The following is a 14,887-nucleotide window of genomic DNA, read 5'->3' on the forward strand; positions in this document are numbered from 1 at the left end:
CCGGCGGCGCGGCGGCAACGGTTGCGTAACGCCCTCCGACCTCGGGTTTCGGACAAAGGACGTCCTACCTTGTACCGATTTCGCAGGTGAGCCCTGGATAAATGCAACTGGACGTCAGAACCCCGTCTGACCGGCGGTGATGAGCCCTCGGCGGCTGCCTTGACACTGCTCACCGGCGCTGTGTGAACTGCCTCCTGCACCCCATCAGTGGTCTAGACCAAGCACGTCTCCCCCGGACGTGCCGGTCTGACCTGTCCCCCGCAGGAGGACCCCCGCCATGAGCATGGCGACCTCGACGACGGGGCCGGTCAAGAAGAAGGCCGGCTCGTCACTCTTCCAGGGCCTGCAGAAGGTCGGCCGCAGCCTCCAGCTGCCCATCGCCGTGCTCCCCGCGGCAGGCATCCTCAACCGTCTCGGCCAGGACGACGTCTTCGGCCCCAAGGGCCTGAAGTGGGACGCCGTCGCGACCCTCTTCTCCGGCGCCGGCGGCGCGATCTTCACCAACCTCGCGCTGCTCTTCTGCATCGGCGTCGCCATCGGCTTCGCCAAGAAGGCGGACGGCTCCACCGCGCTCGCCGCCCTCGTCGGCTACCTGGTCTTCCACAACGTGCTGACGACCTTCCCCAAGAGCATGGGCGGCCCGCAGGACCCCGGCGTCCTCGGCGGCGTCGTGGTCGGCCTGGTCTCGGCCGTGATGTGGCAGAAGTTCCACCGCACCAAGCTGGTGGACTGGCTCGGCTTCTTCAACGGCCGCCGCCTGGTGCCGATCCTGATGTCCTTCATGGGCCTGGCGATGGCCATCGTCTTCGGCGTGATCTGGAAGCCGATCGGCGCCGGCCTCACCGACTTCAGCCAGTGGCTGATCGACCAGGGCGCCGTCGGCTCGGGCATCTTCGGTGTCGTCAACCGCCTGCTGATCCCGATCGGGATGCACCAGTTCGTCAACACCTTCATGTGGTTCCAGGTGGGCGACTACCACGGCGTGCACGGCGACCTGAACCGCTTCTTCGCCGGCGACCCGCACGCCGGCCAGTTCATGACCGGCTTCTACCCGATCATGATGTTCGCGCTGCCGGCCGCCGCGCTGGCGATCGCGCACTGCGCCCGCCCCGAGCGCCGCAAGGCCGTGATGGGCGCGATGGTCTCGGTCGGCCTCACCGCCTTCGTCACCGGCGTCACCGAGCCCATCGAGTTCACCTTCATGTTCCTGGCGCCGGTGCTCTACGTGGTGCACGCCGTGCTGACCGGCCTGTCCATGTTCATCACCTGGGCGCTGGGCATCCACGACGGCTTCACGTTCTCCGGCGGCCTGATCGACTTCGGCCTCTCCTGGAGCCATGCGACGAAGCCGTGGCTGCTCATCCCGATCGGGCTGTGCTTCGCGGTGGTCTACTACGTGGTCTTCCGCGTCGTGATCACCAAGTTCAACCTCCCCACCCCGGGCCGCGAGCCCGAGGAGGAGATCGAGGACATCACCAAGTAGCACCGGTGCCCCGATGCGAAGAGCCCTCCCCGGCGGCGGCCGGGGAGGGCTCTTCGCGCGCACGGCGGTGCGTCAGGTGCCTCAGATCTCGTACACGTCCCCCGGCACGGCCACGTCCACCGGCCCCGGGTACGCCGCCTCGGCCGCCACCCGGTTCACCCCCGGGTCCGTCCACACCGGAATGTGCGTCAGCACCAGCCGCTTCGCGGCCCCGCGCGCCGCAGTCTCCCCCGCCTCGCGCCCGTTGAGGTGCAGATCGGGCGTGCTGTCCCGGCCGTCCAGGAACGACGCCTCGGCCAGCAGCAGGTCCGCCCCGTCGGCGAGCCGCTCCAGCCCGTCGCACGGACCGGTGTCGCCGGAGTAGGCCAGCGCCACCCCGCCGTGCTCCACCCGGAACCCGTAGGCCTCCACCGGATGCGCCACCCGCTCCGGCACCACGGTGAACGGCCCGACCCGGAAGCTCTCCCCGCCCCGCACCGTGCGGAAGTCGAACACCGTGTCCAGGCCCGGCTCCTGCGGCATCCCGTACGCGCGGGAGAGCCGCTCGGCGGTGCCGGACGGCCCGTACACGGGCAGCAGCTCGGGGCAGCCGCCGTGCCGGTAGTTGCGCGCCACGAAGTACGACGTCATGTCGAGGCAGTGGTCGGCGTGGAGATGCGTCAGCAGCACGGCGTCGATCTCGTAGAGCGACGCGTACCGCTGCAGCGCGCCGAGGGCGCCGTTGCCGAGGTCCATCACCAGGCGGAAGCCGTCGGCCTCGACCAGGTAGCAGGAGCACGCCGACTCCGGCGAGGGGTAGGACCCCGCCGAGCCGACGATGGTGAGCCTCATCAGGAAACCTCCAACAGGCCGGCGCGCTCGGCGGGGGCGGCAGTCCCCGTCACGTCGACGCGACTCAGCTCGGGTCCGAGGAAGCGGCGGCCGATGTCCCGGAACTGGGCGGGGTCGCCGGTGGTCAGGAAGCGGTGCTCGGGGTCGGGCAGCGAGGGGTCCCGCATCAGGTCCTCGGCGGCCAGCACCCGGTAGACGTCCTTGGCGGTCTCCTCCGCGCTGGAGATCAGGGTGACCTGATCGCCCATCAGGTAGGAGATCGCGCCGGTGAGCAGGGGGTAGTGCGTGCAGCCGAGGATCAGGGTGTCCACGCCGGCCGCGGCGACCGGCTCCAAGTACGCGCGGGCCACCTCCAGCAGCTCCGGACCTCCGGTGACACCGCGCTCCACGAACTCCACGAAGCGCGGGCACGCCTGGTTCACCAGCCGGATGTGCGGGGCGGCGGCGAACGCGTCGGGGTAGGCCTGGGAGGCCATGGTGCCGACCGTGGAGATGACGCCCACCACGCCGTTGCGGGTGGCGGCGGCGGCGCGGCGGGTGGCCGGGCCGATCACCTCCACCACGGGGACGGAGTAGCGCTCGCGGGCGTCGCGCAGCACGGCCGAGCTGGCGGTGTTGCAGGCGATGACGAGCATCTTGACGCCCTCGTCGACCAACTGGTCCAGGCACTCCAGCGCGAAGGCGCGGGCCTGCGCGATGGGACGCGGACCGTACGGCTGGCGGGCGGTGTCGCCCAGGTACAGGACCGGCTCGTGCGGGAGCTGGTCGAGTACCGCGCGGGCCACGGTGAGGCCGCCGAAGCCGGAGTCGAAGATGCCGATGGGAGCGTCTGCCACGTAGGCGAGCGTAGGCGGGAGGAGGTGCCCGCACCGTCCGAGAAACGAGGGCTGTGGGGGATGTCACCTGGCCGGGGGCACGTCGGGGGCACCGCCGGGGGCGGGTTCGGGTGGGCGTTCGGCCATCCGGAGGACGGTCCGCCCGGGGCCGGCCGGGCGCCGCGATACTGCTGGCGTGTGCCACTACTGCGGCTGCCGCGAGATCCCGCTGATCAAGGAGTTCATCGCCGAGCACGAGGCGGTGACGGATCTCGCGGGGCGCGCCGTCCGGCACCTGGTCGTCGACGAGGTCGACGCGGCGCAGGCGCTGGTCGCGCCCGTCGCGGAGCTGCTGCGCAGCCATTGGCGCGGCGAGGAGGACGGGCTCTTCGCGATGATGCGGCGGGACGGCGAGTACGCCGACTACATCGCCGCGCTGGAGCGCGAGCACCGCGAGCTGGACGCCTTCCTGGCCGCCCTGGACCTGCACGACCCGGCCTCCCGCGAGGCCTTCGTCACCGCGGTCGACGAGCTCCACCACCACATCGCCCGCGAGGAGGACGGCCTCTTCCCCGCCTCCCTCACCGCCCTCGACGCCGCCGCCTGGAACCACTCCCTCACCGCCTGGCACACGGCCCACCCCGGGTAAATCCGGGTGCGGCCGGCGCCCGCGGCCTGCCACCGTGCCCGGCATGGATGAATCACAGCCGTCCCTCGACGACGCCTTCGGCCGCATCCTCGCCCGCTGCTGGGCGGCGGGCGCGGCGCCCTGGTCCGCGGTGGAGATCATCGAGCGGGACGACGCGTTGCTCGGCGCGAGCGACGCCGCCCGCTACTTCGCGGAGCCGGACGCCTGGTCGCCGCTGGAGCGCCGGGGCTGGGAGCTGGCCTCGGGCCGTGTCCTCGACATGGGCTGCGGGGCGGGGCGGCACGCGGTGGCGTGGGCGGCGAAGGGCCTGGAGGTGGTCGGCGTCGACCCCTCCCCCGGCGCGGTGCGCGTCACCCGCGAGCGCGGCGTCGACGCGGTGGAGGGCTCCGTCGCCCAACTCCCCCGCGACCTCGGCGCCTTCGACACGCTCGCCCTGTTCGGCAACGGCCTCGGCCTGCTCGCCGGCCCCGCGCAGGCCCCCGCGGTGCTCGCCGCCCTCGCCGCCGCCGCCCGGCCCGGCGCCGTCCTGCTCGGCATGGGCACCGACCCCGGCGACGACCCCGCGCATGCCGACTACCACGCCCGCAACCTGCGCCGCGGCCGCGCCCGCGGCCAGCTGCGCATCCGGGTGCGGGACGGCGCCACGGCCACCCCGTGGTTCGACTACTGGCTCGCCGCCCCCGCGGAGCTGACGGCGGCCGTCGAGGCCTCCCCCTGGACGCTGGACTCCCTCGAACGCGCCCCCGAGGGCCCCGGCTACCTGGCGGTTCTCAGGCTTTAGGGCCGATCGGCCGGCCTGCGCCCGGCCGCCGGGAGGCGCACCCTGGACGGTAGGAGGAGGCACATCATGGACTTCACCATCCGCGCCGAGTACGAGGCCGGCCAGACCCCGGGAGAGCCGGACGCCCGCGTCGCCGTGTGGCACATGTCCCGCGGCGACGACCCCCGGGCGATGTGCGGCGCCGACCTCGCCAAGGAGGCTGCCACCCAGCCCGAGGACGCCTGGGGCACCGACGCCGCCCACCCCTTCTGCAGCGTCTGCGGCGCCGCCTACATCCGCTCCCTGCCCCGCTAGCCAGAGCCGGGGCGCGCCGCCGCGTGCCGCCGCGCGGCTCAGCGCAGCCCGGCGAAGAGGTCGTTCTCGGGGACGTCCGCGCCGGTGGTGTCGCGGACCCGCACGAACGTCTCCACGCCCATCATCTCGGTGAACCGCTCCTTGCCCATCCGCAGGAAGAAGATGTTCTCGCCCTGGCTGGCGTGCGCGGCCAGGGAGTCGAACTTCTGGCCGCCGAAGGCGGTGGTGTCCACCCAGGTGGTGATCTCCTCGTCGGGCAGCCCGATCTCCGCCATCGCCGCGGCCTCCTCGGGCGACGGCTCCGGCGCGTCCGGGTTGAACTCGCGCATGATCTCGCCGAAGCGCTGCATGCCCGAGCGGGGGATGGTCGTCCAGTAGACCTTCGGCGTCAGCCCGGACTTCTCCAGCGCCGCCATGGTGATGCGGTTGGCCTGGATGTGGTCGGGGTGGCCGTAGAAACCGTTCTCGTCGTAGGTGACGACGACATCGGGCCGGTACTTCAGCATCAGCTCGGCGAGCCGCGCGGCGCCCTCCTCGACGGGGGTCTGCCAGAAGGACCCGGGGGCGTCGTTGGTCGCCCAGCCCATCATCCCGGAGTCGGCGTAGTCGAGCGTCTCCAGGTGGCTGATCTTCAGGACCTCGCGGCTCTCCTCCAGTTCCTTGCGGCGCATCGCGGCGACCGCGGCGGCGTCGTGCCCGGGATCGCCCGGTTTGACACCCCCCGGCCCGTCCCCGCACCCCCCGTCGGTGCACGTCACGAGCACCGTTCGGACGCCTTCGGCGGCGTACCGGGCGAGGACGCCGCCCGTGCTGGTGGCCTCGTCGTCGGGATGGGCGTGGACCGCCATCAGCGTCAGGGGCCGATCGTTCATGAGTTCTCTCCTCCGGGGTGACAGGGCTCAGGTGCAGCGAGGGGTACAACGGCCCCGACCGCCCGCCCTGTTCCCGCCCTGTTCCCGCGGACGGTCACCCCGCCGTGGCCGAGACCCAGTCCGGGCCCGGAAGGAATGGCTCCTGACGGGTCCTCTGCTGTTGAATGGCGGGGACCCGGTCGGCGCCGACCATGGACCAGCCGGCGTATCCGTCCGAGGACGAGGCGGCCGGGTCTTCGCCTGCCGCTCCGGCGTTGAGGTACGGGACGCCGTCGACGCGGGTGGCGCCGAAGGCGCCGGTGCGGGCTCCGACGAACAGCACGCCCTTGCCGGTGGCGGCGCGGAAGCCGGCGAGCCAGCGCTGCAGCAGGGACGCCTCCCGCGGGTCGGGCAGCGCCTCCGGCGGGACACTGGACGCGACGACCACCGAGCCGACCGACGGGTCCTTGGCGGCCGCGTCCAGCTGGTCGCGGAGCAGATGCATCTGGGCCATCCCGTCGCCGCCCCCGCCGCGCAGGCTCAGCCCCGAGGTGTCCAGGTCGACGAAGCGGGTGCCGTTGTGGTCCTGGGTGCGCGGGACGGCGCCGAAGACCGCGGAGAACGCCGCCAGCGACGCACCCGGACCGGAGACCTCGCCGGCCCCCGGGAGGTAGGTCCACGGGATGTTCCCCAGGCCGTCCGTCAGCAGCTGCTTGGCGAAGGCCAGGTCCGCCGGGGTGCCCCGGGAGAGCAGGTCGCCGTCGACGAGCAGCAGGTCGGGGTGCGCCGCCCGCACCTTCGCCAGGATGCCGCGGACGCGCTGCGCCGCCGCCCCGTTCGGGTCGTCCGCGGTCAGCCGGGCGTCCGCGAGGACGGCGAACCGCCACTGCCGGCCGTCCACCGCCCGACGCGTCGTCAGCAGCGGGTCGTGCACCGCCGGCGGGGCCGGGACGGTGAGGTCCGGCGGCGTCTGCGCGTCCAGGTCGTCGAGGGTGACGGCGCCGCTGTACTGGTTGGAGGCGCTGGTCTCGACGAGGTAGAACCGCTTGACGGTGAGCGGGTAGTGGGAGCCGGCCGGCACCGTGAAGGTGACCTGCTTCCACCCCGTCCAGGTGACGTACGGCCCGCGCAGCACCACGCTGGCCCCGGTGGAGTCGGTGAACTCCAGGCTGGGCCAGGCGCCCTTGCCGTCCCCGTCGATCCACATGGTGAAGGCGCGGGGCTGCCCGGCGACCGCGATCGGCTGCGGCGGGTTGGCGTACGCCGCGCGCGTGCCGGTGGACTGGGTGAAGTCGTAGCCGAGCCGCAGCCCGGTGCCGGTGTGCCCGTCGGGGGTGGCGGCGGTGGAACCGGTGGCGCGCGCGGAGGTGAACGTCCACTGGGAGGCGTCGTCGAAGCCGGCCACCTGGTGGTCGACGAGCCCGACCGAGGCGCCCACCGTCGCGGAACGGCCCCCTGCGGTGGCGGTGATCAGCCCGGTGGCGGCGGCACTGGTGCTGGTGACGGAGAACGTCCCCGTGGACTCGTCGGGGGTGACGGTGAACTCGCTGTGGTCGTAGGAGAGACGGACGTCCTCGGGGTCGATCGGCGCGGTGTCGCCGTTGGCGTCCCGCCCGGTGAGGCCGAAGCTGCCGGTGTCGGACGGATCGGTGAGCGAGACCCGGGAGGCCGTCGGCGCGAGCCGCTGCAGCCCGCCGAGGACGTGCAGGGGCAGGCGGCCCGAGGCGCTGCCCCGGGAGGCGATGGCGTCCACCGAACCGGAGGAGCGCGCGCGGAAGACACCGTCGTCCGCCACCGAGCCGACGGAGGCCCGCGAGGTGCGCCAGTGCGGCGCGGGCGAACCCGCCGCGGCCGGCCCGTAGTCGGCGTCGTAGCCGGTGGCGGTGAGGCGCCGCGTCAGGCCGGGGAAGACGCGGTCCGGGTGTGACGGGAGGGCCGTCGGGGCCTGCGCGGGGTCGGCGGCGGTGGCGACGTCGAAGCCGGTGAGCCTGCCGTCGCCGCTGGGGGCGGTGATGGCGAGGCCGTCGGCGTCCTGCCGCTCGCTGCCGTCCGAGGGGGTGTTCTGCACGACCGTGGACGTGTGGCCGGGCAGCGCCGCGACCATCTCCGACGACCCGCCGCCGTCCAGGTTGAGCGCGTTGTAGGCGCCCAGCTTCTTCATCATCAGGCCGAGCTCGGTGAGGGTGACGCCCGGCAGCCCGACCTGCCGCCCGTCCACCACGATCAGGTACATGTGCAGGCCGTCCTTGGAGAACCCGACCGAAGTGCGGGGCGCGACGGCGTTGTTGGGCTTGCCCTCCCAGTTCTGCGGCTGCCCGTCGACGACCACCAGCCCGCGCCCGCCGACCGCGGTGCGCGGCAGCGCCGAGCCATCGCCGGTGCGCGGCTCGTAGTCGGTGGAGACCGCGTCCCCGGGCTTCAGCCCGGCGAGCGCGTCGGCGCCGGCGTCCCGTCCGAGCAGCACGCTCTCGCCGTCCGGGATCTGCCCGCTGCCGGCCTTGTCGTTGACGGAGACCACGTGCCCGTCCGCGACCACCGCCTCGACCACCTTGGCCGCCCCGGCGACGGTCAGCGCGCGGTCCGCGGAGCCCCACTGCGGGGTGTAGAGGCCGATGCCGTCGGCGGGGACGGCCGAGGAGTTGTAGGCGGCGAGCGGGTGGCTGCCGGACGGCAGGGTGACGGTGCCGTCGAAGTAGAGGTCGATGATGCGGCCGGCCGGGTCGCCGCTGCCGCCGGCGGCCGTGCCGAACGCGGCGGCGACGGTGTTGCCGGGGTTCGGGGACTGCACCAGCTTGCCGTTGTCGATGCCGGGGCCGATCGGGGCGCCGGTGGCATCGATGTCGAAGAAGTCGGCGTTGGTGCCGGCCACCACCCGCCGGCCGGGCCCGGGGTCGTGCGCCTTGACCATGTCGGTGACGGTGGCGCGCTGCGAGACCTTGCCGCTGCTCATGAAGTCGACGCGGGCGCTGCCGGAGAGGTCGACGGAGAGGGCCATGGCGTGCACCCACTTGTCCGACTCCATCCGGTCGAACGTGGTGAGGTCGACACCGTCGGCGAGCGTCCGGCTGCGGGACGCGGTCTCGATGCCGTCCCCGTCGGCGATCGCCGCGTGCGCGGCGGTGGCAGGTGCGACGAGGGTCGGCGCCAGGACGACGGCGAGGGCGAGCAGCCCGCTACGGACGCGACGGAACACGGTGACCCCCAGGGACGGCTGCGGCAGGGCGGCACATGCGCGACGAGAGTCCCACCTGTGGCATGAGCGCACCAGAGGGCGCGCCCCAACTCGGGGTGAACGGCAGGCCACTGGCGGCCCGGTGGCCTGATCAGGGCCCGGATCCGCACGGGCGGTGACCGTTAACGCAGAGCTTATGGGGACGTTGACGCAGCGTCACCGCGGACGGGCAGCTTCCCGCTGAGCCCACTGCCGTGGGAGCGCCGTGACCCCGAAGGGCCCGCCGCGATGAGCGTCAGCAACGCCACCCCCCAAGCCGTGCCGGCAGCCGACAGCACCACCACCGGCACCGGCAGCACCACCCCCGGCTCGCCCCCGTCCCCGTCCCGCCCGAGCCGCCGCCTGCTGCTCGCCGCGGCGGCCGGCACCGCCTCCGCCGCCGCGCTGGCGGCGTGGCTGGTCACCGAGACCTCGCACCCGTCCACGGAGCGCCTGGAGCGCCGCTACTCCGCGCCCGCCGACCAGCTGGGCGGACGGCCCGTCGCCGACACCGCGGGCACCACCCTCGTCGCCACCGCCGTTCCCGATCCGGCCGCCGCCGGCCGCTACCGGCCGCTCGTCCCCGGGCCCGGCCTGCCGCTGGTCACCCGCACCGAGCTGGCGCCGCCTCCGAAGGCCGCGGCCCCGGCCACCGCGCTGGCGGCCTTCGTCCATCTGACGGACCTGCACATCGTGGACGTGCAGAGCCCGATGCGCACCGAGTGGATCGTCGTCGGCCAGGGCCTGGTCGGGCAGCGCCCGCAGGAGGCGCTCTCCGTCCAGTCGGCGGACGCGCTGATCCGCCGCATCAACGGGCTGCGCGGCGCCCCGCACACCGGGCTGCCGCTGGCCTGCGCCGTCACCACCGGCGACAACACCGACAACCAGCAGCACAACGAGCTGCACTGGTTCCTGACGCTGATGAGCGGCGGGACCGTCGCCCCCAACTCGGGCGACCCGCACCGCTTCGAGGGCACCCAGAACAGCGGCCTGCCGATCTACTACAACCCGGACTCGCCGCTGCGGGACGTGCTCAAGCGGCGCGGCTTCCCCGAGCTTCCGGGGCTGCTGGACCGGGCGATCCGCCCGATCCGCGCGGCCGGGCTGCGCATCCCCTGGTACTCCACGCCCGGCAACCACGACAACTCGGTGACCGGCGCGATCGCCAACTCGGCGGCGCTGGACCGGCTCTCCACCGGCTCGCTGAAGCGGATGACGGTGGACCCGTCGATCAGCGCGCGGATGCTGGGCGACGTCTCGGACAACCCGTCGCGGGCGGCGGCGACGCTGGCCGCACTGCTGGACCCGCACGGCGGGTCGGCCGCGGACCGGCGCGGGCTGCGCACCGTCACCCCGGACGCGGCGCGCCGGCCCCTCTCGCAGCGCGACTACCTGGCGGCGCACCTCGACCCGCGCTACACCGGCGCGGGGCCGGTCGGGCACGGCTACGCGGCGGACGACCTGGCCGCGGGCCGCACCTACTACACCTTCACCGTCGCGCCGGGGGTGCTGGGGATCTCGCTGGACTCCACGAACGGGGCCGGCGGCATCGACGGGACCCTCGGCGACGCGCAGTTCGCCTGGCTGGAGCGGACGCTGACGGCGCACGCGGGCCGCTACTACGACTCCGGCGGGCGGGCGATGCGCGGGCGCGGGGACGACCCGGTGGTGCTGGTCTTCAGCCACCACCAGAGCGGCGGCATCGACAACGACCGCCCGGACCCGCGCGGCGGCGCGGACGCCGGCGGCCACCACAGCGACGTCGAGCTGCGGGCGCTGCTGCACCGGTTCCCGGGGGTGGCGGCGTGGGTCAACGGGCACGTCCACCGCAACACCATCACGCCGTGGCGGGGGCCCTCGCCGGACCGCTCCTTCTGGGAGATCACCACGGCGGCGCACATCGACCACCCCACCCAAGCGCGGATCATCGAGGTCGCGGACCACGGCGAGGGGACGGTCTCGCTCTGGACCACCCTCATCGAGCCGGACGTGCGCGGCAGCCGACTCGCGGGCACCTTCCGCGACTTGGCCTACAACGACCCCAACGGCGCCCCGACCCGCCGCCTGGGCCGCCCCGAGGACGGCAACACCCGGCTCCTCGTACGCCGAGCCTGACCAACCGGCCCCCCTCGCCCGGTGAACCGAGGCGCGCCCCTCGCCCCGCACAGCCGCGCGGCCGGGACGCCGAGCCGAGCGACCCCCTCGCCCGGCGGAGCCGGGCGGGTGGGGTGCCGGGGCGGAGGGGCGGCGAACAGCGACCACCGCCGACCGCTACGCCCAGAGCTGCCCCTGCAGCAGCTCCACCGCGGCCTCGTCCGACTCCGCGCTGTAGATGCCGGTCGACAGGTACTTCCACCCGCCGTCCGCCACCACGAAGACCACATCCGCCCGCTCGCCGGCCTTGGCCGCCTTCCGCGCCAGCCCCAGCGCCGCGTGCAGCACCGCCCCCGTCGACACGCCCGCGAACACCCCCTCCTCGCGCAGCAGCTCCCGGGTGCGCCGCACCGCGTCCGCGCTGCCCACCGAGTACCGCGTGGTCAGCACCTCCGCGTCGTACAGCTCGGGGACGAACCCCTCGTCGAGGTTGCGCAGCCCGTACACCAGGTCGTCGTAGCGCGGCTCGGCCGCGACGACCGCCACGCCCGGCACCTTCTCCCGCAGGTAGCGGCCCACCCCCATCAGCGTCCCGGTGGTGCCGAGGCCCGCCACGAAGTGCGTGACGGTCGGCAGGTCGGCGAGGATCTCCGGGCCGGTGCCCGCATAGTGGGCGCCCGCGTTGTCGGGGTTGCCGTACTGGTAGAGCATCACCCAGTCGGGGTGCTCCGCGGCCAGCTCCTTGGCGACCCGCACGGCCGTGTTGGAGCCGCCGGCCGCCGGCGACGGGATGACCTCCGCGCCCCACATCGCCAGCAGTTCGCGCCGTTCGGCGGAGGTGTTCTCGGGCATGACGCAGACCATCCGGTAGCCCTTGAGGCGGGCCGCCATGGCCAGCGAGATCCCGGTGTTCCCGCTGGTCGGCTCGAGAATGGTGGCGCCCGGACGGAGCCGTCCCTCCGCCTCGGCACGCTCGATCATGTGCAGGGCGGGGCGGTCCTTGACCGAACCCGTCGGATTGCGGTCCTCCAGCTTGGCCCAGATCCGGACGTCCTCCGACGGCGAGAGCCGCCGCAGGTGAACCAGAGGGGTGTTGCCGACGGACTCCGCGAGGCTGCCGAACCGCATCAGGCGGAACCGCCGGCGACGGCCGGGAGAATGGTGACGCTGTCGCCGTCGCCGACCGGGGTGCCGATGCCGTCCAGGAAGCGGACGTCCTCGTCGTTGAGGTAGACGTTGACGAACCGGCGCAGGCTGCCGCCGTCCACCAGGCGTGCGCGGATGCCCGGATGCCGGGACTCGAGGTCCGTGAAGAGCTCGTCGAGGGTGCCGCCGCTGCCCTCGACGGCCTTGGCGCCGTCGGTGTAGGTGCGGAGGATGGTCGGAATGCGGACGTCGATGGCCATGGCTGGGCGCTCCGATGCGTCAGGGATGAGGGAAGAAGACATGCGGAAGGGAGGCTGGGGAGCCCGGACGGGCCGAGAGGTACGGGCCGTAAGGGGGGGTCGCCGCCGTCAGCGACAACACATGGCACTGGCCAGGCGGCACAGATCGACGTGCAGCCTGGCGACCAGGAGCAGCCCCGGCGCGGGGCGCGTATCGCTCACCTTCGGGGAACGCATGGGCTCATCGTACTGATTCCCACACCGAACTAAATCGTCCGTCTCACGCAGCGGACGGCTTTTTGGACACCTCGACGATCCGGACCGGCTCCTCGGCGATGTCGCCGTCCACGATCCGGTAGGAGCGGAACTGCACGGGGCCGTCGCCGTTGCCGCAGTCCTTGGTGGAGACCAGGACGTAGTGCGCGTCCGGCTCGGAGGCGTAGCTCACATCGGTGCGCGAGGGGTACGCGTCGGTGGCGGTGTGCGAGTGGTAGATCACCACCGGCTCCTCGTCGCGGTCGTCCATCTCGCGGTAGAGCCGCAGTAGGTCCGCCGAGTCGAACTCGTAGAAGGTGGGCGAGCGCGCCGCGTTGAGCATGGGGATGAACCGCTCGGGGCGGCCCGTGCCGGCCGGGCCGGCGATCACACCGCACGCCTCGTCCGGGTGGTCGCGGCGGGCGTGCTCGATGATCGCGTCGTGCAGGTCCCGGGAAATGGTCAGCATGCGCGTCAGGTTAACGGCCCGCCAGGAGCCCACGCAGTGAACGCCGTCACCGCGGAGGGTCACCGAAGGGTGACGTTCCAGGCAGCGGGCGCGGGCCGTTCGGAAACGGTGACGGGCCTCACGTCGATCGCTAGCCCATCATGGCGCCGACGAGGGTCTCCTGGAGGCCGCCGAGCCACAGGTAGGCCATCATCAGCGGCTTGTCGGGATCGGTGTCGGGCATCCGGTAGGCGCGGTCGTCGTCCTCGCTGACGTCCAGGCGCGAACCCAGCGTCAGGCGCAGGTCGTTGAGGGTGCCGAGCCAGCGGCGGGAGTCGTCCTCGTCCAGCTCGACGATCGCGTGGCCGTTGCGCTTGGTGCGGGCGCCGTCGAGGGTGCGGATCAGCGCCAGGGCGTCGTCGCGCTTGCGCTGGCGCAGGTCGGGCTCGGTGTACTTGCGGAACTCGGCGGCGCGGGCGGCGGTTTCGGAGTCGGAGTCGACGTCCTCGGCGCGGCCGGGCTCGCCGTAGGCGTCGGGGAACAGGCGCGCCAGCGCGGGATCGGTGGGGCGCTCGACGGGGCCGTCCGGGGTGTCCTGCATCTCCTGCATCAGCCGCTCGAACGGATCGTCGGACGGCGCCGCGCCGTCCTCCTCCGCGGGCCGCGACCCGGGCCCGATCAGCTCCATCAGCTGCACCGCGAGGCTGCGCAGGATGGACCGCTCCACCTCGTCCAGCTCAACGCGCGGCGCGCCACCCTTGCCCACCTCGAAGAATCCGGTCATCCGCACAAGGGTAGCCGTGCCGAAGGGCCGTCCCGGGCACGCCGCGTCCTTACGGGCGCCCGAGCTGAACCTCGACGCGGTGCCGCAGATAGGCGTCGGCGTGCCCGCGGGCGATCCGCGGACAGCGCCGCGCGGGCGGCCAGGTCCGGCTCGCGCACAAGCGGCCATGCCTCGTACCGCCTCGGCGGAAGCGGCAGGTCGGACCAGTCCCAGGCGCGGGCGGCCCCGGTCCGCTCCGGATCCGTCCCTTCGGCGAGCCTCTCCAGGAGGGCCCGCTTGACCCGCACGGCGCCGGCGAACGCCAGCGCGGGCGCGACGAGTTGCCGGTTGACACTGGGGTTCGGATCGAGCACGGCGGCACCGACCACCGCGTCGAGCGCGCCCTCCGGCAGCGCCCGCGGCTCGCGGACACAGGCGCCGGCAGCGGCGCGGGCGGAGTGCTCCCACTCGAACCACTCGTGGTCCGACGCCTCCGGGCCGAGCGGCTGCGGCGGGTCGCCGCCCAGCAGCCGCGCCGCGCCGACGACCCGCAGCCGGAACTCCGCGAGGCCCTCGGGGCCGGAGCCGGGCAGCGCCATCAACCCCTCGTCACCGCTCATGGCCGACCAGTACGGCCGCCGGCGCCCGCAGACGAGAGGCCGTCAGTACTACTTGTCGTGGCTGAGGGTGGCCCAGAGGCCGTAGCCGTGCATGGCCTGGACGTCGCGCTCCATCTCCTCGCGGGAGCCGGAGGAGACGACGGCGCGGCCCTTGCGGTGGACGTCCATCATCAGCTTCTCGGACTTCGCCTTCGAGTAGCCGAAGTACGTCTGGAAGACATAGGTGACGTAGCTCATCAGGTTGACGGGGTCGTTGTGGACGATCGTCACCCAGGGGCGGTCCGGCTCCGTCACCTCGAAGGTCTCGGGAACGCCCTCGGTCTTCTCGATCTCCGCTGGTGCCACGCTCACGCCCCCCATCGTGCCATGGACGGCACCGACATCTCGGCAGGCGGGGAAATCGTCAG

General features: G+C 73.3%; 16 protein-coding genes. 5 read left to right on the forward strand and 11 right to left on the reverse strand.

Features of this window, described 5'->3' with window-relative positions:
- Positions 1 to 277: 277 nt before the first annotated feature.
- Positions 278 to 1,483, forward strand: coding sequence for a PTS transporter subunit EIIC (locus BIV57_RS11275; RefSeq protein WP_071656601.1), 1,206 nt, complete (start codon positions 278 to 280; stop codon positions 1,481 to 1,483).
- A gap of 81 nt (positions 1,484 to 1,564) precedes the next feature.
- Here BIV57_RS11275 and BIV57_RS11280 read toward each other — a convergent pair whose 3' ends face one another.
- Entirely contained in the window at positions 1,565 to 2,314 is a 750-nt protein-coding gene (locus BIV57_RS11280; RefSeq protein WP_071656602.1) for an MBL fold metallo-hydrolase, read from the reverse strand.
- Positions 2,314 to 3,150, reverse strand: a complete 837-nt coding sequence (gene murI / locus BIV57_RS11285; RefSeq protein ID WP_071656603.1) for a glutamate racemase — start codon at positions 3,148 to 3,150, stop codon at positions 2,314 to 2,316. Before murI ends, BIV57_RS11280 begins: the two co-directional genes overlap by 1 nt.
- Positions 3,151 to 3,325: 175 nt before the next feature.
- Here murI and BIV57_RS11290 point away from each other — a divergent pair, with 175 nt between their 5' ends.
- The 3 genes from BIV57_RS11290 to BIV57_RS11300 all read left to right on the forward strand — a co-directional run bounded on the left by BIV57_RS11290 (position 3,326) and on the right by BIV57_RS11300 (position 4,853).
- Positions 3,326 to 3,778, forward strand: a complete 453-nt coding sequence (locus BIV57_RS11290; protein WP_071656604.1) for a hemerythrin domain-containing protein — start codon at positions 3,326 to 3,328, stop codon at positions 3,776 to 3,778.
- Positions 3,779 to 3,821: 43 nt separating this feature from the next.
- Positions 3,822 to 4,559, forward strand: a complete 738-nt coding sequence (locus BIV57_RS11295) for a class I SAM-dependent methyltransferase (protein ID WP_071656605.1) — start codon at positions 3,822 to 3,824, stop codon at positions 4,557 to 4,559.
- Positions 4,560 to 4,625: 66 nt separating this feature from the next.
- A complete protein-coding gene (locus BIV57_RS11300) occupies positions 4,626 to 4,853 on the forward strand; it encodes a hypothetical protein (protein ID WP_071656606.1) in 228 nt (75 codons plus the stop codon).
- Between the two features lie 38 nt (positions 4,854 to 4,891).
- Here BIV57_RS11300 and BIV57_RS11305 read toward each other — a convergent pair whose 3' ends face one another.
- Together BIV57_RS11305 and BIV57_RS26405 are read right to left on the reverse strand one after the other, a co-directional pair.
- A complete protein-coding gene (locus BIV57_RS11305; RefSeq protein WP_071656607.1) occupies positions 4,892 to 5,725 on the reverse strand; it encodes a PIG-L family deacetylase in 834 nt (277 codons plus the stop codon).
- 94 nt (positions 5,726 to 5,819) lie between these two features.
- Positions 5,820 to 8,897: a phosphodiester glycosidase family protein gene (locus BIV57_RS26405; protein WP_071656608.1), complete on the reverse strand. Its 3,078-nt coding sequence runs from the start codon at positions 8,895 to 8,897 to the stop codon at positions 5,820 to 5,822.
- A gap of 267 nt (positions 8,898 to 9,164) precedes the next feature.
- Here BIV57_RS26405 and BIV57_RS11315 point away from each other — a divergent pair, with 267 nt between their 5' ends.
- Positions 9,165 to 11,030, forward strand: coding sequence for a TIGR03767 family metallophosphoesterase (locus BIV57_RS11315; protein ID WP_079170228.1), 1,866 nt, complete (start codon positions 9,165 to 9,167; stop codon positions 11,028 to 11,030).
- 156 nt (positions 11,031 to 11,186) lie between these two features.
- Here the strand turns inward: BIV57_RS11315 and BIV57_RS11320 are convergent, their stop codons facing one another.
- The 7 genes from BIV57_RS11320 to clpS form a co-directional block, all read right to left on the reverse strand.
- Positions 11,187 to 12,137, reverse strand: coding sequence for a PLP-dependent cysteine synthase family protein (locus tag BIV57_RS11320; RefSeq protein ID WP_071656609.1), 951 nt, complete (start codon positions 12,135 to 12,137; stop codon positions 11,187 to 11,189).
- Positions 12,137 to 12,415, reverse strand: a complete 279-nt coding sequence (locus BIV57_RS11325) for a MoaD/ThiS family protein (RefSeq protein ID WP_071656610.1) — start codon at positions 12,413 to 12,415, stop codon at positions 12,137 to 12,139. The genes BIV57_RS11320 and BIV57_RS11325 overlap by 1 nt, the downstream gene beginning before the upstream one ends.
- 108 nt (positions 12,416 to 12,523) lie before the next feature.
- Entirely contained in the window at positions 12,524 to 12,631 is a 108-nt protein-coding gene (locus BIV57_RS26635; RefSeq protein WP_336446099.1) for a putative leader peptide, read from the reverse strand.
- Positions 12,632 to 12,674: 43 nt separating this feature from the next.
- Complete coding sequence (locus BIV57_RS11330) at positions 12,675 to 13,118, reverse strand: M67 family metallopeptidase (protein ID WP_071656611.1); 444 nt, start codon at positions 13,116 to 13,118, stop codon at positions 12,675 to 12,677.
- A 130-nt stretch (positions 13,119 to 13,248) separates the two neighbouring features.
- The gene (locus BIV57_RS11335) at positions 13,249 to 13,881 is read right to left on the reverse strand and encodes a DUF2017 domain-containing protein (protein ID WP_071656612.1); all 633 of its coding nucleotides are present in this window, start codon (positions 13,879 to 13,881) and stop codon (positions 13,249 to 13,251) included.
- Positions 13,878 to 14,480 carry a hypothetical protein gene (locus BIV57_RS11340; protein ID WP_071656613.1) on the reverse strand — a complete coding sequence of 201 codons (603 nt, stop codon included), beginning with the start codon at positions 14,478 to 14,480 and terminating at the stop codon, positions 13,878 to 13,880. Before BIV57_RS11340 ends, BIV57_RS11335 begins: the two co-directional genes overlap by 4 nt.
- 48 nt (positions 14,481 to 14,528) lie before the next feature.
- Positions 14,529 to 14,840, reverse strand: coding sequence for an ATP-dependent Clp protease adapter ClpS (gene clpS / locus BIV57_RS11345; protein ID WP_071656614.1), 312 nt, complete (start codon positions 14,838 to 14,840; stop codon positions 14,529 to 14,531).
- Positions 14,841 to 14,887 lie beyond the last annotated feature (47 nt).

Origin of the sequence: Mangrovactinospora gilvigrisea (assembly GCF_001879105.1) — a bacterium.
Lineage (GTDB): Bacteria > Actinomycetota > Actinomycetes > Streptomycetales > Streptomycetaceae > Mangrovactinospora > Mangrovactinospora gilvigrisea.